Source organism: Polaromonas sp. AET17H-212 (assembly GCF_002379085.1).
GTDB lineage: Bacteria > Pseudomonadota > Gammaproteobacteria > Burkholderiales > Burkholderiaceae_C > Polaromonas.
Map to the genome: position 1 here is coordinate 41,821 of NZ_NBZW01000014.1, position 23,382 is coordinate 65,202.

The following is a 23,382-nucleotide window of genomic DNA, read 5'->3' on the forward strand; positions in this document are numbered from 1 at the left end:
GCCGCGAATCCTAGTAATAACCATTAAACAGGCGGCAATGATCAAAAACGTTCACGGCAATACGGTTGACCACCTTGGCGAAGCCATTGTTGCGGGCCGGTATGCCGTGGGCGCGTCGATTCCGCCCGAGCCGGTGTTGTGCCAGGAACTCGGTGTCAGCCGCACGGTGGTGCGCGAGGCGGTCAAATCACTGATCGCCAAGGGCCTGATGACCACCGGGCCCAAGGTGGGCACCCGCGTGTTGTCGGAGGACCACTGGAACTGGTTCGACCCCGACGTCATCATCTGGCAGTCCAAGGCGGGTCTCACCCCTGAATTCTTGCGCGACCTGCAGGACCTGCGCCGCGTGGTGGAGCCGGCCGCGATGCGTCTGGCGGCGGAGCGCGCCACGGCGCAGGACATTGCCGAGGTCGAGGCCGCTTACGCCGGCATGAAACATGCGGTCGAGGAAGGCGGCGACTATGTCACGCACGACCTGCGTTTCCACCAGGGCCTGCTACGCGCCAGCCGCAACCGCATGCTGGTGCAGATGAGCAAGGCGCTGGGGGCGCTGCTGCGCACCAGCTTTGAAATTTCCACACGTCGCAAGGACGGCCCGAGCCACTCCCTGCCGCTGCACCGTGCCGTGCTGGACGCGGTGATCGCCCACCAGCCCGACGAGGCCGAGCGCGCGATCCGCGTGCTGATCGACGGCGCCAAGGAAGACATTGAAGAGGTGCTGGCCTCGCGCCGCCGCCTGCCCGTCCTGAGCAGCCCCGCACGGCAACTCAAGGCGGCCTGAGCCATCCCATCAAACAACAGGCGAAAGATGAATTTGCAAAAAACAATGGATGCGGCGGTTCACTGGTTCTTCAAGTTCCTGGAGCTGCTGGTGGTCGTCTGCATGGTGGCCATGGTCATCATGGTGTTCGGCAACGTGGTGCTGCGTTACGCCTTCAATTCCGGCATTTCCGTTTCCGACGAAATGTCTCGGTACTTCTTCATCTGGCTGACCTACATCGGCGCGATGCTGGCCATGCACGAAGGCGGGCACCTGGGGGTGGATACCTTGATCAAGCACCTGCCGGTGCTGGGCAAAAAAGTTTGCCTCTTCCTGAGCGAAGCACTGATGTTGTTCTGCAATGTGCTCTTTTTCATGGGCACTTTCGAGATGCATGAACTGCAGGTCACCAATGTTTCGCCGGTGGTCGGCATTTCCATGATCTGGATCTACGGCATCGGTTACGTCGTCAGTGTGGTGATGGGCATGATCAATCTCAACGTGCTGTTCCGGCTGGTGACGGGGCGCATCAGCGAGGAAGAGCTGGTCCAGGTGATCGAAACCGAAGGCCTGGCCGACGTCGAAAAACAAATTCAGGGAAGCAAGGCATGACCGTCAGCGTTTTTATCCTCAGCCTGCTGGCCGCCATGGCCATCGGCATGCCGATCGCCTATGCACTGCTGGTCTGTGGTGTCACGCTGATGGCTTTCCTGGCCGCCACCAGCGGCCTCGTCACTTTCGACAGCCAGATCCTGGCCCAGCGTTTTGTCGACGGTGCCGACAACTTTCCGCTGCTGGCGGTGCCGTTTTTCCTGCTGGCCGGTGAGTTCATGAATGCCGGCGGCATCAGCCGCCGCATTGTCAACCTGGCGATGGCCTGGGTCGGGCATTTTCGCGGCGGCCTCGGTTACGTCACGGTGATTGCCGCGGTCATCATGGCCTCGCTGTCGGGCTCGGCGATTGCCGACACCGCCGCGCTGGCCGCGCTGCTGATTCCCATGATGCGGGCGGCCGGTTACAACGTGGGCCGGGCCTCGGGGCTGATTGCGTCTGGCGGCATCATTGCGCCGGTGATACCGCCGTCGATCGGCCTGATCATTTTCGGTGTGGCCGGCAACGTCTCCATCACCAAGCTGTTTTTGGCTGGCATCGTGCCCGGCATCCTGATGGGCGTGGCGATCGGGCTCACCTGGTGGTGGGTGGCCAGGAAGGAAAACGTTCCCGCAGCGCCCAAATTGCCCATGCCGGAGCGCCTGCGCATCACGGCCCAGGGCGGCTTCGCGCTGACCCTGCCCATCGTCATCATTGGCGGCATGAAGTTCGGTATCTTCACCCCGACCGAGGCCGCCGTGGTGGCCGCCGTTTACAGCTTTGTCGTCGGCATGTTCATCTACCGCGAGCTCAAGTGGTCCGAGTTGTACGGCCTGATCCTGGCCGCCGGCAAGACCACCGCGGTGGTGATGTTCCTGGTGGCCGCGGCCATGGTCAGCGCCTGGCTGATCACGGTCGCCAACATCCCCACCGAAGTCGCCAACATGATGGCGCCTTTCATGGGCAACAAGATGCTGCTGATGTTCATCATGATGGTGCTCATCGTGATTGTCGGTACCGCGCTGGATTTCACGCCGACGGTGCTGATCCTCACGCCGGTGCTGATGCCCCTGGTGCTCAAGGCCGGCATCGACCCGGTGTATTTCGGCATCATGTTCATCATGAACAATGCCATTGGCCTGATCACGCCGCCGGTGGGCACCGTGCTCAATGTGGTCTGTGGCGTCGCCAAGATCAGCATGGACGAGGCCTTCAAGGGCGTGCTGCCTTTCCTCATGGCGCAACTGGCCGTGCTTTTTCTGCTGGTGCTTTTTCCCTCCATCGTCACCGAGCCACTCAAATGGTGGATGCGATGAGGGCTCCCCGTCGTTTTTTTTCAACCCTGTCGTTTTTATAAAAGGAGACAACCATGTTCAAACGTAGAACCCTGGCCCTGGCCGCCGCCGCCTTGCTGGTGGCCACTTCGAGCTTCGCGCAGTTTGCCGACCGCACGATCAAGTTCACCAACGGCGTCAACGAAGACCACCCGGTCGGCGTCGGCGTCAAGAAGATGCAGGAAGTGCTGGCCGCCAAGACCGGCGGCAAGATGAAAATCAATGCCTTCTGGGGCGGCGCCGCGGGCGGCGACCTGCCGGCCACTCAGGCGCTGCGCGCCGGCACGCAGGAGATGGTGTGCACCTCGAGCTCGCCGCTGGTGGGCATCGTCAAGGAACTCGGCGCCTTCGATCTGCCTTTCCTGTTTGCCAATGAAAAGGAAGCCGACGCCGTGCTCGACGGCCCGGCTGGCGCCTACTTCAACAAGAAGCTGGAAGAAGCCGGCCTGATCAATTTGGCCTACTGGGAAAACGGTTTCCGCAACCTGACCAACAGCAAGCGGCCGGTCGCCCGGGCGGAAGATTTTGACGGCGTCAAGGTCCGTGTGATGCAGAACAACATTTTCATCGACACCTTCAAGACCCTGGGGACCAACGCCGTGCCCATGGCGTTTGGCGAGGTGTTCACCGCGCTGGAAACCAAGACCATCGACGGCCAGGAAAACCCCTTCGTGACCATTGAAACGTCCAAGTTCAATGAAGTGCAGAAGTACCTGAGCGTCACGCGTCACGCCTACACCCCCTTCCTGGTGCTGTACAGCAAGAAACTGTGGGACCAGCTGAACCCCCAGGAGCAGGCGGTGCTGCGTGAAGCGGCGATGGAGGGCCAGAAGGTCCAGCGCGCTGCCAACCGTGCGCTCAATGAAAAGTCCCTGGCCAGCCTCAAGGCCAAAGGGATGCAGGTCAACGAAGTGAGTGCGGCCGAACAGAAACGCATGTTCGACAAGGTCAAGCCTGTCTATGACAAAAACATTCCGACCATAGGCGCTGAACCCGTCAAGATGGTGATGGATGCGCTGAAGAAGGCGCGCGGCGGCTAAGCGGCTTTCTTGCCGGAGTCGTTGCAAGGCCGCAAGGGGTAACCCTCGCGGCCTTTTTTACGGAGCATGAATTGAAAATCACCAAAGTCGAAACCCTGCGCCTGGGCGAGTTTCCCAACATCATCTGGGTCCGCATCCACACCGACGAAGGCCTGGTCGGCCTCGGCGAAACCTTCATGGGGGCCGCGGCCGTGGAAGCCTACGTCCACGAATGGGCCGGTCCCAAGCTGCTGGGCAAGGACCCGCTGGCCATCGAGGCGCGCAACAAGGACATCACCGGTTACCTCGGCTGGCGCGGCTCCGGCGTGGAAACGCGCGGCAACTCGGCCATCGACATCGCGCTGTGGGACATTTTCGGCAAGGCGGCCAACATGCCGCTGTACACCGCGCTGGGCGGCAAGAGCCGCGACAGCATACGCATCTACAACACCTGCGCGGGCTACCAGTACGTGCGCAGCACCGTCAACCAGAGCAGCGCCAACTGGGGCATAGGCGACGCCAAAAAGTCCAACGCCGGACCTTATGAGGACCTCGAAGGCTTTTTGCACCGGGCCGATGAACTGGCCGAATCGCTGCTGTCTGAAGGCGTGACGGCCATGAAGATCTGGCCCTTCGATCCGGCAGCCGAAAAAAGCGACGGGCAATACATCAGCAACGCGGACCTGGACCTCGCGCTGGAGCCGTTTCGCAAGATCCGCTCCGCGGTCGGCGAGCAGATGGACATCATGGTGGAGTTCCACAGCCTGTGGCGGCTGCCGATGGCGCAGAAAATTGCGCGCGCGCTCAAGCCCTTCAATACCTTCTGGCACGAGGATGCGATCCGCATGGATTCGCTGGACCTGCTCAAGCAATATTCAAAAGACTGTGACGCGCTGATCTGCGCGAGCGAAACGCTCAGCTACAAGTGGGGCTTCAAGGACTACCTGCAGACCGGTGTGGCCGGGGTCGCCATGCTGGACCTGAGCTGGTGCGGCGGCCTGACCGAGGCGCGCAAGATCGCGGCCATGGCCGATGCCTGGCAACTGCCGGTGGCGCCGCACGACTGCACCGGGCCGGTGGTCTGGGCGGCGTCCAGCCACCTGTCCCTGCACGCGCCCAATGCCCTGATCCAGGAAAGCGTGCGCGCGTTCTACACCGGCTGGTACAAGGAACTCGTGACCGAGTTGCCCACGGTGACCCAAGGCATGCTCAGCCTGAACGGCAAGCCCGGGCTGGGGCTGGAGCTGCTGCCCGACCTGCACCTACGCGCCGACGCCACGGTGCGCTGGTCGGCCTAGGCGTGCAAGGTCGAAGATGACGCAGATGGGTTCCGATATTTTTGTGGTCATGGGCGTCAGCGGCTGCGGCAAAAGCACCGTGGGCGCCCAGCTGGCGGCCGCCCTGGGCCTGGAGTTTCTGGAGGGCGACAGCCTGCATCCCGCGGCCAACGTGGCGCGCATGGCCGCCGGGGTGGCGCTGAGCGACGCGGACCGCGAGGGCTGGTTGCAAACGCTGGCCGGGCGGCTGCAGCAGGCGCAGGCGGGCGGGCGGGGTCTGGTGCTGTCGTGCTCCGCGCTCAAGCGGGCCTACCGCGACATCCTGCGGCGCGGTGCGCCCGACGCCCGTTTTCTCCATCTGCAGGGCGACTATCCCTTGCTCGCGGCGCGCATGGCCGCGCGAACCGGCCACTACATGCCGCTGTCGCTGCTGGCCAGCCAGCTCAGCACGCTGGAAGCGCCCGGCCCGGAGGAAAATGCACAAAGCTTCGACCTAGCGAGCCGGCCCGAAGACATCGTGGCCGCCGTGCTGGCCTGGCGGCAAAACCCCGGTGCCTGAGCCCACCCTTTATTTACTTTTCACGGATGTGCCATGACTGTTTTCACCAAAACCACGCTTTACACCGGCCCCGATGGCCGCGCCGGATTCCGCGAAGAGCCGCTGGCGCTGACCGAAGGGTCGCCACAAGCGCTGCTCTCGCCCTTGTTGCCGTCGACCGGCTACCAACTGCGCCACAGCCCGGTGGGGTTTCGCAGCCAGTTTCATTGCACGGTGACACCGCAATGGGTGGTCATTCTTGGCGGCCAGATGGAAATTGGCCTGCAGGATGGCACATCGCGCGTGTTCAAGCCCGGGGACCATTTTTATTCGGCCGATCTGTTGCCACCGGGTGCCAAGTTTGATGCGGCCATCCACGGCCACTGGAGCCGCCAGGTCGGGCCGGACCCGCTGGTGACGCTGTTTGTGCAGGGCTGAAAGCCGCACGGACAGGGGATCAAATGCTATTGAATAGATAGCTATATGCGCCCGTATCTAAAGGGCTGGAGGCCAAAAAGGCTGTGAATTGTCAGGCGGGCTGCAGCTCACCCGAGAGCAGCACGCGGCGTCCCGGCTGGCCGGCTTGGACGGCTTTCACCAGGGCCGCGGCGACGTCGGCTGCTGCAACCACGCGGTAGTTGCGCGGGATCAGCGGCTTGAACAGGCGCATGGCGACCAGGGCGAGCTGTTCGCCAGGTCGGCTGGCCTGTGCCAGGGCCGCGCGGTCGCCCGCCAGAAGCGAGGGGCGTGCGAACACCACGCTGTCGTAGCCGAGCTGGCTGACAGCCTCTTCCATCTCGCCCTTGACGCGGTTGTAAAAAACGGGGGACTGGGCGTCGGCGCCCATGGCGCTGACGATGCCCAGGCGGGTTGCGCCGGCGGCACGCGCCGACTGGGCCAGGGCCACGACGGTGTCGAAATCGACCGCCCGGAACGCCTGCTGGCTGCCCGCCACCTTGAGGGTGGTGCCCAGCGCGATGAAGACATCGTCCACCGGCGGGGCTGAAAACTCGCGGAGCGAATCGGTCAGATGCACCACCAGTGCGGGGTGTACAGGATCAGGGTTGCGGCGGCCCACGCAGTGGACCGCCGAGTAGCCTTTATCGGCCAGTAAACGAGCCAGAATTTCCCGACCGACCAGACCCGTTGCTCCGGCCACCAGAGCCACCCGAGCGTCCGCCGCCACCGCCAGCTGGCCGTCCGCCGCCGCGGTAGTTGCCGCGGTTGCCGCCCGTGGGCTGGCCGGAGGAGGGGAAGCCGGAAGAGACATGGCTGCTCGGTTGGGCATCGCCGCGTTCCTGGGGTTCACGCTGCCGTGGGGGTTGGTCATTGGAGTTCCTCGCTTGCTGCTGCTGTGGCTGGCCGCCTTGCGAAGAATAACCCGAGTTCTGGCGCGGCTGGCCGCCCTGGGGCTGGCTGCGGCCACCACCATTGCCGCCACCGCCGCTGCGGCCTCGTCCGCCACCGTTGCCGCCGCCATTGCCACCACCGTTGCCGCCGCCGCCATTGCCGGCGCCGCGGCCCGCCTGGGGCTTGTTCTCGCGGATGCGCGTCATCATTTCGCTGCGGGCGGCCTTGGCGGCGGCCTGCATCACGTCACGGCTCGGCGGCTTGCCCAGGCCGCCCCAGATGGTCTGGCGGCCCATGGCCAGCGGCTCGGCTTTTTCGCCGGGCTCGGCTTCAAAACCGGGCACGATGACTTTTTCGATGTTCTGCTTGGTGAAACGCTCGATGTCCTGCATGAAGCCTTCCTCGTCCAGGCAGACCAGGCTCACGGCCTCGCCGCTGTTGCCGGCGCGGCCGGTGCGGCCGATACGGTGCACATAGTCTTCGCTGACATTGGGGATTTCATAGTTCACGACGTGGGGCAGCTCGTCGATGTCGATGCCGCGGGCGGCAATGTCGGTGGCCACCAGCGCGCGGATGCTGCCGCTCTTGAAGTCCTGCAGCGCCTGGGTACGGGCGGTCTGGCTCTTGTTGCCATGCAGCGCCATCGCCGGGATGCCGTTTTTCGTCAGGTGTTCGGCCACATTGTTGGCGCCGAACTTGGTGCGCGTGAACACCAGAACCTGGCTCCAGTTGTGCTCGTTGATGATGTGCGTGAGCAGCGCTTTTTTCTTGCCGCGGCCGACCGGGTGGATCGTCTGCGTGATGCGCTGCACCGTGGTGTTGCGCGGCGTCACCTGGATGTGCAGCGGGTCGCGCAGCAGGCCGTTGGCCAGGTCGCGGATCTCGTCGCTGAAGGTGGCGGAAAACAGTAGCGTCTGCTTCTGCTTGGGTACCAGGGCCAGCACCTTCTTGATGTCGTGGATGAAGCCCATGTCCAGCATGCGGTCGGCTTCGTCGAGCACCAGGATCTGCACCTGGCTCAGGTCCAGCGTGCCCTGGCTGGCGTGGTCCAGCAGGCGGCCGGGGGTGGCCACCAGGATGTCGACGCCGCGGCGCAGTTTTTCAATCTGCGCGCCCATGCCGACACCGCCGAACATCACCATGGAGGAGAGTTCGAGGTATTTGCCATAGAGGCGAACGCTTTCCTCGACCTGGGCGGCGAGTTCGCGCGTCGGGGTCATGATCAGGGCGCGCACGGCGTTGACGCCGCGCTTGTTTTTCAGGGATGGTTCGGAGGACAGGCGCTGCAGCATGGGCAGCACAAAGGCCGCGGTTTTGCCGGTGCCGGTCTGGGCGCCGCCGAGCAGGTCGCCGCCTGCCAGCACGGCAGGGATCGCCTGGGCCTGGATCGGGGTGGGAACGGTATAGCCCTGCTCAAGCACGGCTTTAAGAATGGCCGGAGCCAAGTTCAGATTTTCAAAAGTCATTGATGGTGCACGCGGAGGTGCCAAAGATCGGCCAGTCGGGGGCTGTTGAAGCCTCCGCCAGTGAAAGGCAGACGGGTAAAAAAGTCAGGCTGGGCACCCAAACTGTCACCGAAGGTGTGCCTAATTGCTGCAGGCAACTGGAGCCAGCAACCCGTGTATTGTCGCATGGAACGATAATCGGGGGGTTCACGCCAGAAACGCGCCTTGATTTGGGGCGCCAGCCCCCCACTTGGGGAGTGTGATTTTCGTTTGCAGGGAGATCCGCAAATGGCCTGTCAAAAGCCCTGTTGGCAGGCTGCATGGGCTTCATTCTTCCTGCCTTGTTTTCCCATTTTTTAGAAGTTGAACCCCGATGGCCCAGTACGTATTTACCATGAACAAGGTCGGCAAGATCGTGCCGCCCAAGCGTCAGATTCTCAAGGACGTTTCCCTCAGCTTTTTCCCCGGCGCCAAGATCGGCGTGCTCGGCACCAACGGTTCCGGCAAGTCCACGCTGCTCAAGATCATGGCCGGCCTGGACCACGAGATCGAGGGCGAAGCCACGCCGATGCCGGGCCTGAACATCGGTTATCTGCCGCAGGAGCCCAAGCTCGATCCCGAACACACGGTGCGCGAGAGCGTGGAAGCCGGCATGGGTGCGGTGTTTGCCGCCAAGGCCCAGCTCGAGGCCGTGTACACCGCTTACGGCGAGCCCGATGCCGACTTTGACGCGTTGGCTGCCGAGCAGGCGCGCCTGGAAGCCATCATCGCCACCTCCGGCAGCGACTCCGAGCACCAGCTCGAGATCGCCGCCGATGCGCTGCGCCTGCCGCCCTGGGATGCCAAGGTCGGCGTCCTCTCGGGTGGCGAGAAGCGCCGCGTGGCCCTGTGCAGCCTGCTGCTGTCCAAGCCCGACATGCTGCTGCTCGACGAGCCGACCAACCACCTGGACGCCGAATCGGTGGACTGGCTCGAGCAGTTCCTGCAGCGCTACCCGGGCACCGTGGTGGCCATCACCCATGACCGCTACTTCCTGGACAACGCCGCCGAGTGGATTCTGGAGCTGGACCGCGGCCGCGGCATTCCCTGGAAAGGCAACTACAGCACCTGGCTGGAGCAAAAGGGTGAACGCCTGGCGCAGGAGCAAAAGGGCGAGGAAGCCCGCGCCAAGGCCCTGAAGAAAGAACTCGAATGGTCACGCCAGAACCCGAAAGCGCGCCAGGCCAAAAGCAAGTCGCGTCTGGCACGGTTTGAAGAGCTGTCCGACTTTGAATACCAGCAGCGCAACGAAACCCAGGAGATTTTCATTCCCGTGGCCGAGCGCCTGGGCAATGAGGTCATCGAGTTCAAGAACGTCAGCAAGTCCTTCGGCGACCGCCTGCTGATCGACAACCTGAGCTTCAAGATCCCGGCCGGCGCCATTGTCGGCATCATCGGCCCGAACGGCGCCGGCAAGTCCACGCTGTTCAAGCTGATTGCCGGCAAGGAGCAGCCCGACAGCGGCGAGGTGGCGATCGGCAAGACCGCGCGCATGGCCTTTGTCGACCAGCACCGCGACGACCTGGCCAACGAAAAAACCGTCTGGGAAGACATCTCCGGCGGACTCGACATGCTGACCGTCGGCAAGTTCACCATGCCCAGCCGCGCTTATGCCGGCCGTTTCAACTTCAACGGCGCCGACCAGCAAAAACGCGTGGGCATGCTGTCCGGCGGCGAGCGCGGGCGCCTGCACCTGGCCAAGACCCTGATTGCCGGCGGCAACGTGCTGATGCTCGATGAACCCTCGAACGACCTCGACGTCGAAACGCTGCGTTCGCTGGAAGACGCGCTGCTCGAGTTCGCCGGTTCCATCATGGTGATCAGCCATGACCGCTGGTTCCTGGACCGCATCGCCACCCACATCCTGGCGGCCGAAGGCGACAGCCAGTGGACCTTCTTCGACGGCAACTACCAGGAGTACGAAGCCGACAAGAAGAAACGCCTGGGCGAAGAGGGCGCCAAGCCCAAACGCATGCGGTTCAAGGCACTTCACTAAGCCCCCACGCTTTTCACTTCGTGTAATGCGCTGCTCCCCGAGGGGGCGCTGCCCTTGCAGGGCGCCACGCTGCCAGAGGCAGCGCATCTGGAGGCTGTCCAAGCCCGCTCAAGCGGGCTCGGAGCCGCAGCCGCCAGCCTGCGGGCCGGCAAAGCCGGTTCCGCGGCCCCGGCTGGGATGAAGAACTCTCACGACCGCTGATTGCGTGTCGTTTCCTGGAGATGCTGATGACCGACGATGAAGTCCTGACTCAAACGCGTCACTGGCTCGAAAAAGCCGTGATCGGGCTGAACCTGTGCCCGTTTGCCAAGGCGGTGTATGTCAAGAACCAGGTGCGCCTGGTGGTCAGCCATGCGCGTCACGCCGACGATCTGCTCGAGGAGCTCGACAAGGAGCTCGACCTGCTGGTGGCCACACCGGCTGAGCAGATCGACACCACGCTGCTGATCCACCCCACGCTGTTCGATGATTTCCTGGACTTCAATGATTTCCTGGAGATTGCCGAAGGGGTGGTGGACGAGCATGGCCTTGACGGCGTGGTGCAGCTCGCCAGTTTTCACCCGAAGTTCCAGTTCGAGGGCACCGAGCCCGACGACATCGGCAACTTCACCAACCGCGCGCCGTTTGCCATCCTGCACCTGCTGCGCGAGGACAGCATGGAGCGCGCGGTCGAAGCCTTCCCCGAGGCCGATGCCATTTTCGACGTCAACATCCAGACGCTGGAAAAGCTCGGCCACGCAGGCTGGAAGGCGCTCGGGCTCTAGGTTCAAATGGCCCACGCCGGTTTGACCGCGAAGCGTCAATCAGATGAACGTTGCTTTCTGCCTGAGCATGAAACCGCCACAGATACAATGAAGCCATGCAGCAAGCCGATCGCAAAGTCCATGGCAGGCCGGGAAGCTCTCCAGTGAGCATGCTGCCGCTCGGCTACTTCTGTTCGGTCACGCCGCCCTGAGCGGCTTTTGAGCCTGCTCCTCGCGAGCCATACTGGGCGCTTCACGCGCCACTCCTTTTCATGATCCGCCCCTGCCCCGCGCAGGCGCTGCTGCTGCTATTCCATCCATGCAACTCAAAACATCCTTGCGCCAGAACTGGCTGGCCAACATCCGTGGCGACCTGCTTGCCGGACTCGTCGTCGCGCTGGCCCTGATTCCCGAGGCCATCGCTTTTTCCATCATCGCCGGGGTCGACCCCAAAATCGGTCTCTACGCCTCGTTCTGCATCGCCGTGGTCATCGCCTTTGCCGGCGGCCGGCCCGGCATGATCTCGGCGGCCACCGGCGCCATGGCGCTGGTGATGGTCACGCTCGTCAAGGACCATGGGCTGCAATACCTGCTGGCGGCGACCCTGCTCACGGGGGTGCTGCAAATCGTGGCGGGCTGGCTGAGGCTCGGCGTGCTGATGCGCTTCGTCTCGCGCTCCGTGGTCACCGGCTTCGTCAATGCGCTGGCCATTCTGATCTTCATGGCGCAGTTGCCCGAGCTCATTGGCGCGCCCTGGGTCGTTTATGCGATGGTTGCTGCGGGTCTGGGGATCATTTATCTCTTTCCTTTGTTGACGAAAGCCGTGCCCTCGCCATTGGTGTGCATCGTGGTGCTGACCGGCGTGGCGATGGCGCTTGGCCTGGACATCCGCACGGTCGGCGACATGGGCCAGCTGCCCGACAGCCTGCCTGTCTTCCTGCTGCCCGACGTGCCGCTGAACTTGCAGACGCTACAGATCATTTTCCCGTACGCGCTGACGCTGGCCGTGGTCGGTCTGCTGGAGTCGATGATGACCGCCTCCATCGTCGATGACCTGACCGATACGCCAAGCAACAAGAACCGCGAATGTGTCGGGCAGGGTGTGGCCAACATCGCATCGGGCTTGCTAGGCGGCATGGCCGGCTGCGCCATGATTGGCCAGTCGGTGATCAACGTGAAATCCGGTGGCCGGGGGCGGCTGTCAGCATTGGCGGCAGGCGTGTTCCTGCTCATCATGGTGGTGTTCCTGGGCCAGTGGGTCAAACAGATCCCCATGGCTGCTTTGGTGGCCGTCATGGTCATGGTGTCCATAGGCACCTTCAGCTGGGAGTCGCTGAAGAACCTGGGCAAGCATCCGCCCAGCTCGAGCGTGGTCATGGTGGCCACGGTCCTGGTGGTGGTCGCCACACATGACCTGGCCAAAGGCGTGTTTGTCGGCGTGCTGCTGAGCGGCATCTTCTTCGCGCACAAGGTTGGACGCGTGCTGCGGGTAGACAGTGAGAGCACCGGTGAAGGCCAGGGCCGTGCTTACACAGTTGTCGGTCAGGTGTTCTTTGCCTCGGCCGATAACTTTATCGCCAGTTTCGATTTCAAGGAAGTCATCCAAAATGTGCACATTGATGTGAGCCGGGCGCACTTCTGGGATATCACCGCCGTGAATGCTCTCGACAAGGTCGTGATGAAGTTTCGCCGCGAAGGCACGGCGGTCGAAGTCATTGGAATGAGTGAAGCGAGCGCGACCCTGATCGACAAGTTCGCGGTACACGACAAGCCTGATGCCGTTGAACGAATGATGGGCCATTAAAAAATGGAGGCGAAAACCATGAATAAAGTCATTGCCTGTGTGGATGCAGCAGCCTCCACGCTCAAAGTGTGCGACTACGCGACCTGGGCTGCGCAGCGGCTAGCCACGCCGCTGGAGTTTTTGCATGTGCTGGACCGGCATCCGGAGCGTGCGCCGGTCACCGACTACAGCGGAAGCATAGGCCTGGGCACCCAGGAGTCTTTGCTGCAGGAACTGGGTGCGCTGGATGAAAGACGTAGCACGCTGGCGCAGCAACATGGCAGGGAACTGCTCAATGCCATGGTGCGCCGGGCGAAGGAGGCGGGCGTGCCCGCGGTGGAAAGCCGGCAACGCCACGGAAGCTTGATCGAAACCCTGGTGGACCTGGAGCCCGAAAGCAAGCTCTTTGTTATCGGGCAAGACCACCCTGCCGAACCTGGCGCAAAGCTTCACCTGGACCATCACGTTGAGCAGGCCATCCGTTCGGTGCAGCGCCCGGTGCTGGTGGCTTCTACCGACTTCCGCGATCCCAAACACTTTGCCATCGCTTTCGACGGCAGTCCGACTGGCCGCAAGATGATAGAGACGGTTGCGAATAGCCCTTTGCTCCAGGGCCTGCTGTGCCATGTGGCGATTGCCAGCCAAGAGGAAACTGCAAGCATGCAAAAACACCTTGCGTGGGCACGGACCACCCTGGTCACGGCAGGGTTCGATGCGCGGGTTTCTGTCGTGACAGGAGAGCCTGAAGCCACCTTGCCGGCATACCTGAAGACACACGCCGTTGACCTGCTGGTCATGGGCGCTTACGGGCATTCCCGCATCCGGCAGTTCATCATAGGCAGCACGACCACCACCTTGCTTCGCACCAGCCCGGTTCCGGTTCTCGTACTTCGCTGAGGAACTGGCACCACAGCTGTGCTTCGCTCGCCATCAGCTCGCGCTTGCCAGCCTGTTCCATCAAACGTACATTCGGCTATCGTGAGCTTGCTTGCTGAGGCCCACTGTCTGTCGTTCTGTCTTGAAACGCCATGAATCCCATCGTCCTGATCTGGCTGCAATTCCTTGTTTGCGTCGGCGTGATAGGCATCGCCGGCGTGCGCCTGAGCCGCTATGGAGACGCTATCGCATCGCTGACCGGACTCTCCCGCGGTTGGATCGGCCTGATTCTGGTGGCCACCGTCACCTCCTTGCCCGAACTCGTGACGGGCTTGAGCGCCGTGACCGTGGCTGCCGCGCCCGACATAGCCGTGGGCGATGCCTTGGGCAGCTGCGTGTTCAATCTGGCGATTCTTGCCATGATCGATGTGTCCTACCGCAAAGGCTCCATCTACGCCCTCGCCGGCCCTGGCCATGTCATGTCGGCGGGTTTTGGCGTCATTCTGCTGGCGGGCGTGGGCCTGGCCGTGCTGTTGACCATGCAGGGCATGATGCCGTCCTTTGGGCATGTCAGCTTCGCCAGCGTGGCGATCTTCGTGATGTACCTGGTGGCGATGCGTGCGCTGTATCTCACGGAACAGCGCAACACCAGCACCATCGCCGCAGTGCAGTCAGGCATGACCCTCAAGGCCGCGTTGATGGGTTATGGCGTGGCTTCAGCCGTGATTGTGGGTGCTGGCATATGGTTGCCGTTGATCGGTGTGGAACTGGCCCGGTTGATGGGTTGGTCCAACTCCTTTGTCGGAACCCTGTTCGTGGCGTTTGCCACCTCCGTGCCAGAACTGGCCACCACCTGGGGGGCGATTCGTATCGGCGCCATCGATATGGCGATTGGCAACCTGCTGGGCAGCAATTTGTTCGACGTGCTGATCCTGGCCATCGATGACTTCGCCTACCTGCAGGGGCCGATCTACGCCCATGTGTCGCCAGTCCATGCCGTATCTGCGATCAGTGCCTGCCTGATGAGTGGCGCCGTCATCGTGGCGCTGGTGTACCGGCCCGTGTCCCGGGTGTGGCATATCGCCAGTTGGGCCAGCATTTCGCTGTTGGCCCTGTACTTGCTCAACGCAGCGATTCAGTTCCTGCACGGACAGTAAGGGAAACTCGGAGGAGCTCACCTGCAGTTTCATGCCGCCCGAGAGCTGGCCCGCCAGCCGCTTGCGAAAAAGCGTCATGTCCGCGGCCGCCAGCATGGCCTCGGCGCGCACCTGCCACACTTGGCGCGGCACCTTCCGTCCCGCAGCCAGCCGGGGCCCGCTGGCCCGCTGACACTGGTACGCGCGGGAATTGATTTGCATCAACCCCCGGCGAGCCCGGCTATTTATGCTGATCGTCTGTTGTCTCTGAGGAAGCGATCCATGAAAACCAATGTGGGAACCATCGACAAGGTGCTGCGCATCGTTGTCGGGTTGGCCTTGCTGTCGCTGTTTTTTGTTCTCGAAGGCCAGGCCCGCTGGTGGAGTCTGGTCGGTCTGGTGCCGCTGCTCACCGGGGTGGTCGGTATCTGCCCGCTTTATTCGCTGCTGGGGATCAGTACCTGCCCGATGGACCGCAAGCCCGCAGGCCCGCAGGCCGCTGAGCAATCGACGGCCCTAGAGTTTCTGCAGCTTCTTGCGCACCAGTTGAATGTTGTTTCTCAGCGCGTACAGCTCATCGGTGTAAGACAGCGGTACGGTGATTTTTTCAGCGCGGCTTTCAAGTTCATCCAGCGCTTGCAGCAGGACGGCGCTGTCTTCGTTTTCGCTGCGCATCTCGATATCACGCAACTGGCCATACCACCTGAAAATGCGCGACCGCACGCGGAACTCATACAGCGGCGGCACGATTCGCGACAACGGCAGCATGATCGCGATGATCACGCCCATCACCAGCCACATGCGCTCGACCAGGTTGGCCACCCAGAAAGGCAGGTAGCGCTGCAGCAGCGGTGCATCGTTCTTGATCGCGCGCTCGGCTTCCTCGGAGATGGGCAGTTCGCTGTGGTTGCGGTTCGGAAACTCGCGCGCATCCTTGAACCAGCCGGCGGGTCCGTGGATCACGTTGCCGGCCTGGGCAAACAGTTGCACCAGTGCCGGATGGGTGGAGCTGCGGGCGATCAGGGAGGTGGTCGGTGCCACCAGACTGATATCTTCGGACGGAATGTTGCGCGCCAGGTCCACCACCCCTTGCGGCAGGCGGGCCGTGCTCAGGAAGGAGAATCGTTTGGAATACGCCTCACTCTGGGTGAAGTTCATGAGTTTGACACCCGGTGTCTGCAGCAGCATCTGCACCATCAACGATTCAGGTGCCGAGGCAAACACAATCGCATCGAGCTCACCACCGAGGAAGGCCATGGTGGCGGGGGTCTGATCCAGCGTGGTGATGGTCAGGCTGGCCGGTTCAATCCGGTTGCTTTCAAGCAGCTTGCCCATCAGGCTGGGGACGCCGCTGCCGTCCGTGCCCAGATTGATACGCATGCCCTGCAATTGGGTCAGTGAATTCAGGCCTCCGGTCTTCCCGGCTTTTTGCGCCGCTTCTTCGCGGTAAAACAGCCACAGGGGCTCGATAAACAGGCTGCCCAGAGACGTCAGGTGTTCAGCATCGGCGGCACTGTAGTCGCTGGTGCCGCCTTGCACGAAACCCAGGTCGGCTTTGCCTTCCCGCAACAGTTGCAGGTTGTGCGCAGAACCCTGCGATGGCAACAGTGCCACTTCAATGCCCTCTGCTGCCAGAATTTTGACGTAACGCTTGCCGAACTCCTCATAGGCGCTTTGTGCGGGGCCGGTGGCCAGCGTGACGCGCTTGGGCGGGTTCGGGTCCAACCACCAATAGGCCAGTATCAGCAGCGTGGCCGCCAGCACCACAAAAGGCCCTGCAGAAACCACCAGATCGCGCAGCGACAGCAAGGTGTAACGTATGGTTTTGCTCATGCAGGAACCTTAACATGGACCTGCCAAAGTCACGGCGGGCTTTCCCGTCTCATCAAGAAAACAGGCTGCAGCCAACTATCCGCCTGTGCCGTCTGCTACATTATTGATAGCGAACAGCGGGAGCGCTGGGACGAGCATGCGCACGGTCAGGCTGATGCGGTCCGCTTCTGGTGCAGGCGCACGATGAACTTGCGCAGCTCTTCCGCCCACAACACACCGCTGGCCAGCAGCAACAAGGGCAGCAAGGTGGCGGCCGCCAGCGGCACCGTGTAGAACAGGGTGTTCATGAACGAGGCATACAGCACCAGCAGCTGCAGCGCGACGCTCAGGGCCAGGCCGCCGAGCAGCCAGGGGTTTTTCAGCAGGCCCAGCCTGAACGCCGAGCGGGTGGCCGACTGGCAGTTGAGCACATTGAACCACTGGCACATCGCCAGCACGGTGAAGGTTTCGGTACGCACCAGGTCCATCGGCAGGCCCTGTCCCAGCCGCCAGACGAACCAGCCGAAGGTGACCAGCACGGCGGTCGCCGACATCAGCAGCACCCGCCCAAGCATGGTGCGGTCCACCAGCCTGTCGTTGCGTGGCACCGGCGTGCGTTTCATCTCGTCGCCGTCGGGCGGGTCCATCACCAGGTTCAGGGTCAGGGTGCCCTCGGTCACGATGTTGATCCACAGGATCTGCACCGCCGCCAGCGGCAGCGGGTAGCCGGCCAGCAAGGCCAGCAGCAGCAGCACGACCTCGTCGATCGAAGTGGCGAACAGGTAGAGGATGACTTTTTTCAGGTTGCCGTAGACCACGCGCCCCTGCTCGACCGCGCCGACGATGGTGGCGAAGTTGTCGTCGGTGATGATGATCTTGGCCGCGCTTTTGGCCACATCGGTGCCGGTGATGCCCATGGCCACCCCGACATCGGCGCGCGCCAGCGCCGGCGCATCGTTGACGCCGTCGCCGGTCATCGCCACCACCTCGCCCTGCGCCTGCAGGGCTTCGACGATGCGCAGCTTCTGCGCCGGATGCACACGCGCAAAGACCGAGATGTGATTGAGCCCGTCGCGCAGGTCTGCCTCGTTCATGCGCTCGAGTTCGTCACCGTCCACCGCGCGGTCACTGTCACGCGCGATGCCGAGTTCACGGGCAATCGCCAGGCCGGTGAGTTTGTGGTCGCCGGTCACCATGACGGGGCGAATGCCAGCCGCGCGGCATTCGGCGACGGCGGCCTTGACCTCCTCGCGCGGTGGGTCGATCTGGCCGGCCAGGCCGAGCAGGTGGGCGCGACCGGCCAGCGCGTCGAAACCGGCGTCGGGGTCCAGCACATCGTCGTCCACCACGGCAAAAGCCAGCACCCGCAGCGCGCGTGCCGCCATGGCGTCGGCGGCAGCGCGGGCCGCGTGGATCACGGCCGTTCCGTCGGCCGCACACAGGTGCAGCAGCACTTCGGGCGCCCCCTTGATGAACACGCGGCGCGGTGCGCCGGCGAAGCGGTGGCGCGTGGCCATCATGCGGGTGTCGGCATCGAAGGCCAGTTCGGCCTCGCGCGGTGCCTCGCGGGCAAGTTCTTCCAGATCGATTCCCGCCTTGGCGGCCAGCACCTTCAGCGCGCCTTCCGTCGGGTCGCCCAGCACCGACCACTGCCTGCGCGCCCCCTCGGGCGGCATCAGCTGCGCGTCATTGCACAGCGCCGCAGCCTGCAGCAGCGGCAGCAGGGCCGCATGGTCAGCACTGAGCAGGCCCTCGGGCGCGTAGCCCGTGCCGCTGACGGACACCTCCAGCCCGCCGGGCAGCCACAAGGCGCTGACCGTCATTTCGTTGCGTGTCAGGGTGCCGGTCTTGTCGGTGCAGATCACGGTCGTCGAGCCCAGGGTCTCGACGGCCGACAGGCGGCGGATGATGGCCCCACGCCCCGCCATGCGCTGCATGCCCACCGCAAGAGCGATGGTCATGGCCACCGGCAGGCCTTCGGGCACCATGGACACCATCTGGCTGATGGCCACCATCAGCACATCGGCCAGCGGCAGATCCCGGAACCTCCCGAGCGTGACCACCGTCATGAAAAGAACCAGCGCGGCGACGACCAGTGCGCGTCCAAACTGCGCGATGCGCTGCTCCAGCGGCGTCTGGGGGTCGGCGGCCGCTTCGGTCAGCTCGGCAATGCGGCCGACCTCGGTGTGGCTGCCGATGGCCACGACCACCGCCCGACCGCGGCCGGCAGTTGCGTAGGTACCGGAGAACAGCATGTTGCGGCGGTCCGCCAGCCCGGTGGACTCGGCCAGCGGCGCCACCGCCTTGTTGACCGGGACCGACTCGCCGGTCAGGGCAGCCTCGGCGACCTGCAACTGCGCCGCGTCGATCAGGCGGGCATCGGCACCCACTGCGTCGCCCGCCGTCAGCAGCAGCAGATCGCCCGGCACCAACTCACGCGCTGCGATCATGGCCTCCTGCCCATCGCGCAAGACCCGCACCCGCAGTGCCGCGAGCTGGCGTAACGAGGCCATCGAGCGTTCCGCACGACCCTCCTGGAAGGTGCCCACCACGGCATTGACCAGCACCACGGCCAGGATGACCACCGCATCGCCATGGTGGGCCATGGCAACCGCCAGGACCGCGGCGGCAAACAGGATGTAGATCAGCGGGCTCTTGAACTGGTGCGCAAACACGGCCAGCATCGGGCGGCGTGGTGCTTCGGGCAGGGCGTTGGCGCCTTCGCTTGCGCGTCGTTTCTCCACTTCTGCGGCGCCGAGCCCCAGCGCAGGATCGCAGGCCAGCCGGTCGAGGACTTCGCCGGCCGGCAAGGCATGCCACAGCACGGGCGCAGGCCCGCTGTGTGAGGAGAGGGTCTTGGCGGTCATGGGCAGGACTGGTTGGTCTTGTCAGGGTAGCGTAAAAATCAGCCACAACGGCCTGCAAGCCTCAGCCTCACCGGACCGAATGTCCTGCCGCTTGCGTTACATCAAGCCTGCCAGCGCGGCGATCACGCCGCCCTGCAGGGGCCGCTGCCATACCGCAAGGCGCATGAATTTCGCGTGGCGAGCGGCGGGACGCATCCACATGCGGCATCCCCTTGATGCATATCAATCAGCCATGGCGCGACCTCGGTAGCATGAACCATTCGGAACCTGTACCTCCATGATGCCGTCTTTCAGCACCCGCAGCAAACGCCACACCACACGCTTGGTGTTGCTGGGGTGGCTGTTTGCCCTGGTTGCAGGGGTCGCCAATGCCTGCTTGCTGGAAGTGCGCGTTACGCACGCCCACGCCACACCCGTCGAACTGTTCGAAACAGTGCAGGCACCCCTTGTCTCCGCGGCCCATGCGGGCGTTGTGGCTGGCCACGGCGGCGACGACTCGCACGCCGCCAAGGCCCCGTGCCTGAAGGCCTGCGAAGACGGCGCGCATTCCCTGGCCAGGCAGGACCTGACGGCGACCCAGGCCGATCCTGGTCCGGCGCCTCTCCTGTCAATTCTCTGGACGGCGTCGCCTGCGGCCACGGCGCTCCGGCGGATGGACGACGTCCAGCCTGCCTTACCTGAGCGGCCCATTCGGGTCCGCTACTCGCGCCTGGCACTTTAGCCGCCTTCTGACGGTTGGCCCGGAACCTCGTGGCCCCGCAGACCTGTCTCCATTTCAAGCCCGAGGGACGCTGTGTCCAGGTGAAGGCGGTGGCGTCAGGCATCGCGCCAGCGCCTGTGTCTACCCAGACACGCTGCACTCCCTCCTTTTTTTTCACTTCCTTCAACCCATCAGGAGTTTGTCATGACCCCATTCCGATTCATTCCCCTTGCCGTGGCGCTCACCGCTGTCGGCGCATTGACGGCCTGCAACACGGCCCCTGCCATGCGCATGGGCAGCACAAACACCCCCAGCATGGCTGCATCTGACCAGATGGCCAGGATGGACGCTCAGATGAAAACCATGCAGGGCATGCACGAAAAAATGATGAACGCCAAGTCGGCAGAGGAGCGCAACAAACTGATGGCCGAACACATGAAAACAATGCAGGACGGCATGGCCATGATGGACCGCATGTCGGGTGCTGGCATGGGCGGCATGAAAGGCATGCCGGGTATGGCCGGCGACCTGGACGCGCGCCAGCAGATGATGGAAAAACGCATGGAGATGATGCAGACCATGATGAAAATGATGATGGACCGCATGCCGACTGCGCCCGCCAGGTGAGGCGTTGCCGGCCCGCCGTTGCCGAGCGATGTCGTCATGCATCGGGCCACTGGCCGCAGGCTGGCTTTCAGTACAGATGTTTTTCGAGGAGATCGGCATGCTTGACACAAGAGGCTACAAATTGAGTCGGCGCAGCTTGCTCGCTGGCGGGGCGGCCTGCGCCGGCCTGGTGCTGGCGACCGTGTCCTGGGGGGTGATGGCTCAGGCCAGTCCCGAGGCGGTCACCACGCAGTCGACGAGCGATCAAGGGGTGACGGTCAGGGTGACACCGAAGTCGGTTGAAAGCCCGGACAGCCGGTGGGAGTTCGGGGTCACGCTGGACACGCACAGTGCTGACCTGAGCGATGACCTGACCCTCAGCGCCACCCTGGTGACCGACGATGGGCGGACATTCAGGCCTGTGAGCTGGCGGGGCGCACCACCCGGCGGCCATCACCGCGAAGGCGTGCTGGCCTTCGATGTTCCGGCACCGCGGCCCGGCGTGATCGAACTCAGGATTGCGCGACCGGGCGAAGCCGCCCCCCGCATTTTTCGCTGGCAACTTTGAAGGAGTGCCATCATGGACATGTTGGACAACGATCGCGATCGGCAGGCGTCACCGTTCTGGCGTCGGCCTGCCGGCATGGCGGTCACCACGGCCGCCTTGATCGCCGGCTTCTACCTGCTGCGTGAACACTGGAGCCATGTCCTGGGCTACTGGTCGTACCTGCTTTTGCTGGTCTGTCCGTTGATGCACCTGATGCATGGGCATGGCCACGACGGCCATGAGCATCGGCGACAGGCGCCGGAGCGCACGAGCCAAGGGAAGGGGTCATGAGATGGAACTGAAAATGCTTCACCACGGCCTGCAGCGGAGCCGGGCATGAGTGCGCCGTTCCCGCTTCATCGGGAAGCACTGGCCGAGATCGCCGCGGATTCCAGCGCCGTCTTCGCCGTGCTGGACGATCACAGGCGACTTTCTGCGCACATGGAGAAGCCGTCTCTCATGATGGCGGGTGCGACGATGACAACAGAGCTCGACAGCCTGCGCGGCCAGGCGGTGGGATCAGTGATACGCATGAAAGGCAGGATTCTCGGCATGTCTTTGCAGGTGGAGGAAGTGGTTATCCACCATGAACCGCCTGTGCGGAAAACCTGGGAAACACGCGGCCAGCCACGCCTGCTGGTGATCGGCCGTTACCAAATGGGATTCGAGCTTTCCCCTGCAGCCACCGGTACCCACTTGCGTGTCTGGATTGACTACAGCTTGCCCTCCGGCCTGGTCGGGCGCTGGCTGGGACAACGCCTGGGTCGGGTCTATGCAGATTGGTGTGTGACTCGCATGGTGCGGGACGCGGTGAAATTTTTTAACAAGGGGTGATCATGTCTGGAACCTGGAACTGGCTGGTGACGGCGGCAATGCTGTCAGGACTGTGGGGTGTTGCGGGTGCCGGCGCAGCGGCGGGCAAGGTGTATGTCGCGAACGAGGAGTCCGACACCGTCAGTGTGCTGGATGCTGCATCGTTCAGGATGCTCGCCAATGTGCGTGTCGGCGCCAGGCCGCACAACGTGCAGGCGTCACCGGATGGCCAACGGGTGTGGGTGACCAACAACGGAGAGCCCGCTACCGCAGATGCCTCTGCCCATCAAGGCATGGGCAAGGAAGAACATCAGGCCATGGGCCGTGCCGGAGCCGTTTGGGTGATCGACGCCAGCAGCGATGCAGTGGTTGCAAAAATCCCCGTAGGGCTGCATCCCGCCCATGTGGTGCTGACACCTGATGGGCGCTTCGCCTACGTCACCAACGGCGGCGACAACACATTGAGCGTGATAGATGCCTCGACACAGCGCCGGGTATCGACGATCGCGGTGGGAAAATTTCCCCACGGCATTCGGTTCAGCCCGGACGGCACGCAGGCCTACGTGGCCAACCTCAAGGGGGGCACGGTATCCGTGGTGGATACCGCCAGTCAAAAAGAGGTGACACAGATACCGGTGGGCAAAGGGCCTGCCCAGGTGGGTTTCACCCCCGACGGGCGACTGGCTTTTGTTTCACTGTCTGAAGAAAACGCTGTCGCCGTCATTGATCCGGCGACCCGCAAGGTGTTGCGCAGGATCGCTGTGGGCACGGTCCCCATCCAGTTGTTCGCGACGCCGGATTCCCGCACCTTGCTTGTTGCCAACCAGGGCACGCGCCATAAGCCGGGCAAGACCATCAGCATGATCGATCTGGGGAGTTTCGAGGTGGTCAAGACCGTTGAAACCGGGTCCGGCACCCACGGCGTGGCGCTGGACCGGGAAGGACGGTATGCGTACATCACGAACACCTACGCTGGCTCCCTGTCGGTGCTCGACATCAGCAAGCGCAGTGTGGTGGCAACGGTCCCCGTTGGCAAAGGGCCCAACGGCGTCAGCGTGCGACCTTGAGAACTTCCACAGGAGCCGGTTCATGCAGCCGGCCGAAATGAGAATGCGTACTTCCGGCGAGGTGCACGGGTGTCAGGAGACCC

Annotated in this window: 22 protein-coding genes and 1 pseudogene; 19 read left to right on the plus strand and 4 right to left on the minus strand. The window is 63.4% G+C overall.

Annotated elements, in window-relative coordinates:
• The first annotated feature begins 37 nt into the window (after positions 1 to 37).
• The 7 genes from B7G53_RS12415 (at position 38) to B7G53_RS12445 (ending at position 5,957) form a co-directional block, all read left to right on the plus strand.
• Positions 38 to 781 carry a FadR/GntR family transcriptional regulator gene (locus B7G53_RS12415; protein WP_096668068.1) on the plus strand — a complete coding sequence of 248 codons (744 nt, stop codon included), beginning with the start codon at positions 38 to 40 and terminating at the stop codon, positions 779 to 781.
• Positions 782 to 808: 27 nt separating this feature from the next.
• The gene (locus B7G53_RS12420) at positions 809 to 1,372 is read left to right on the plus strand and encodes a TRAP transporter small permease (protein WP_255249994.1); all 564 of its coding nucleotides are present in this window, start codon (positions 809 to 811) and stop codon (positions 1,370 to 1,372) included.
• Positions 1,369 to 2,667, plus strand: coding sequence for a TRAP transporter large permease subunit (locus B7G53_RS12425; protein ID WP_096668072.1), 1,299 nt, complete (start codon positions 1,369 to 1,371; stop codon positions 2,665 to 2,667). Before B7G53_RS12420 ends, B7G53_RS12425 begins: the two co-directional genes overlap by 4 nt.
• A gap of 53 nt (positions 2,668 to 2,720) precedes the next feature.
• Positions 2,721 to 3,725 (plus strand): TRAP transporter substrate-binding protein, encoded by a 1,005-nt coding sequence (locus B7G53_RS12430; RefSeq protein WP_096668074.1) that lies wholly within the window; start codon positions 2,721 to 2,723, stop codon positions 3,723 to 3,725.
• A 71-nt stretch (positions 3,726 to 3,796) separates the two neighbouring features.
• Complete coding sequence (locus tag B7G53_RS12435) at positions 3,797 to 5,002, plus strand: mandelate racemase/muconate lactonizing enzyme family protein (RefSeq protein ID WP_096668076.1); 1,206 nt, start codon at positions 3,797 to 3,799, stop codon at positions 5,000 to 5,002.
• Positions 5,003 to 5,027: 25 nt separating this feature from the next.
• Positions 5,028 to 5,540: a gluconokinase gene (locus B7G53_RS12440; RefSeq protein WP_255249995.1), complete on the plus strand. Its 513-nt coding sequence runs from the start codon at positions 5,028 to 5,030 to the stop codon at positions 5,538 to 5,540.
• A gap of 33 nt (positions 5,541 to 5,573) precedes the next feature.
• On the plus strand, positions 5,574 to 5,957 hold the full coding sequence (locus tag B7G53_RS12445; protein ID WP_096668078.1) for a hypothetical protein: 384 nt from the start codon (positions 5,574 to 5,576) through the stop codon (positions 5,955 to 5,957).
• A gap of 91 nt (positions 5,958 to 6,048) precedes the next feature.
• Here B7G53_RS12445 and B7G53_RS12450 read toward each other — a convergent pair whose 3' ends face one another.
• Complete coding sequence (locus B7G53_RS12450) at positions 6,049 to 6,705, minus strand: NAD-dependent epimerase/dehydratase family protein (protein ID WP_096668080.1); 657 nt, start codon at positions 6,703 to 6,705, stop codon at positions 6,049 to 6,051.
• Complete coding sequence (locus B7G53_RS12455; RefSeq protein WP_096668082.1) at positions 6,620 to 8,335, minus strand: DEAD/DEAH box helicase; 1,716 nt, start codon at positions 8,333 to 8,335, stop codon at positions 6,620 to 6,622. The genes B7G53_RS12450 and B7G53_RS12455 overlap by 86 nt, the downstream gene beginning before the upstream one ends.
• A 352-nt stretch (positions 8,336 to 8,687) precedes the next feature.
• Here B7G53_RS12455 and ettA point away from each other — a divergent pair, with 352 nt between their 5' ends.
• The 6 genes and pseudogenes from ettA to B7G53_RS12490 all read left to right on the plus strand — a co-directional run.
• Positions 8,688 to 10,349, plus strand: a complete 1,662-nt coding sequence (ettA, locus tag B7G53_RS12460) for an energy-dependent translational throttle protein EttA (protein WP_096668084.1) — start codon at positions 8,688 to 8,690, stop codon at positions 10,347 to 10,349.
• Between the two features lie 227 nt (positions 10,350 to 10,576).
• A complete protein-coding gene (locus B7G53_RS12465) occupies positions 10,577 to 11,113 on the plus strand; it encodes a DUF1415 domain-containing protein (protein ID WP_096668086.1) in 537 nt (178 codons plus the stop codon).
• Positions 11,114 to 11,411: 298 nt separating this feature from the next.
• Positions 11,412 to 12,896 carry a SulP family inorganic anion transporter gene (locus B7G53_RS12470; RefSeq protein WP_096668088.1) on the plus strand — a complete coding sequence of 495 codons (1,485 nt, stop codon included), beginning with the start codon at positions 11,412 to 11,414 and terminating at the stop codon, positions 12,894 to 12,896.
• A gap of 18 nt (positions 12,897 to 12,914) precedes the next feature.
• A complete protein-coding gene (locus tag B7G53_RS12475; protein WP_096668211.1) occupies positions 12,915 to 13,772 on the plus strand; it encodes a universal stress protein in 858 nt (285 codons plus the stop codon).
• Positions 13,773 to 13,903: 131 nt separating this feature from the next.
• On the plus strand, positions 13,904 to 14,908 hold the full coding sequence (locus tag B7G53_RS12480) for a sodium:calcium antiporter (RefSeq protein ID WP_096668090.1): 1,005 nt from the start codon (positions 13,904 to 13,906) through the stop codon (positions 14,906 to 14,908).
• Between the two features lie 261 nt (positions 14,909 to 15,169).
• A pseudogene (locus B7G53_RS12490) lies at positions 15,170 to 15,346 on the plus strand (YgaP family membrane protein); the annotation flags it as partial.
• A 57-nt stretch (positions 15,347 to 15,403) separates the two neighbouring features.
• On the opposite strand, the gene B7G53_RS12495 reads toward B7G53_RS12490, so the two are convergent.
• Together B7G53_RS12495 and B7G53_RS12500 are read right to left on the minus strand one after the other, a co-directional pair.
• Positions 15,404 to 16,720, minus strand: a complete 1,317-nt coding sequence (locus tag B7G53_RS12495; RefSeq protein WP_096668092.1) for a TAXI family TRAP transporter solute-binding subunit — start codon at positions 16,718 to 16,720, stop codon at positions 15,404 to 15,406.
• A 146-nt stretch (positions 16,721 to 16,866) separates the two neighbouring features.
• Positions 16,867 to 19,566: a cation-translocating P-type ATPase gene (locus B7G53_RS12500; RefSeq protein ID WP_096668094.1), complete on the minus strand. Its 2,700-nt coding sequence runs from the start codon at positions 19,564 to 19,566 to the stop codon at positions 16,867 to 16,869.
• Between the two features lie 277 nt (positions 19,567 to 19,843).
• On the opposite strand from B7G53_RS12500, the gene B7G53_RS12505 reads away from it, so the two are divergent.
• The 6 genes from B7G53_RS12505 to B7G53_RS12530 all read left to right on the plus strand — a co-directional run bounded on the left by B7G53_RS12505 (position 19,844) and on the right by B7G53_RS12530 (position 23,299).
• Entirely contained in the window at positions 19,844 to 20,287 is a 444-nt protein-coding gene (locus tag B7G53_RS12505; RefSeq protein ID WP_096668096.1) for a hypothetical protein, read from the plus strand.
• A 183-nt stretch (positions 20,288 to 20,470) separates the two neighbouring features.
• The gene (locus B7G53_RS12510) at positions 20,471 to 20,893 is read left to right on the plus strand and encodes a hypothetical protein (RefSeq protein WP_096668098.1); all 423 of its coding nucleotides are present in this window, start codon (positions 20,471 to 20,473) and stop codon (positions 20,891 to 20,893) included.
• Between the two features lie 97 nt (positions 20,894 to 20,990).
• Positions 20,991 to 21,440, plus strand: a complete 450-nt coding sequence (locus B7G53_RS12515) for a hypothetical protein (RefSeq protein WP_255249996.1) — start codon at positions 20,991 to 20,993, stop codon at positions 21,438 to 21,440.
• 18 nt (positions 21,441 to 21,458) lie between these two features.
• Positions 21,459 to 21,710, plus strand: a complete 252-nt coding sequence (locus B7G53_RS12520) for a DUF2933 domain-containing protein (RefSeq protein WP_096668215.1) — start codon at positions 21,459 to 21,461, stop codon at positions 21,708 to 21,710.
• A gap of 45 nt (positions 21,711 to 21,755) precedes the next feature.
• Positions 21,756 to 22,253: an SRPBCC family protein gene (locus tag B7G53_RS12525; protein ID WP_096668100.1), complete on the plus strand. Its 498-nt coding sequence runs from the start codon at positions 21,756 to 21,758 to the stop codon at positions 22,251 to 22,253.
• Positions 22,253 to 23,299, plus strand: a complete 1,047-nt coding sequence (locus B7G53_RS12530; protein ID WP_441338983.1) for a YVTN family beta-propeller repeat protein — start codon at positions 22,253 to 22,255, stop codon at positions 23,297 to 23,299. The genes B7G53_RS12525 and B7G53_RS12530 overlap by 1 nt, the downstream gene beginning before the upstream one ends.
• Positions 23,300 to 23,382 lie beyond the last annotated feature (83 nt).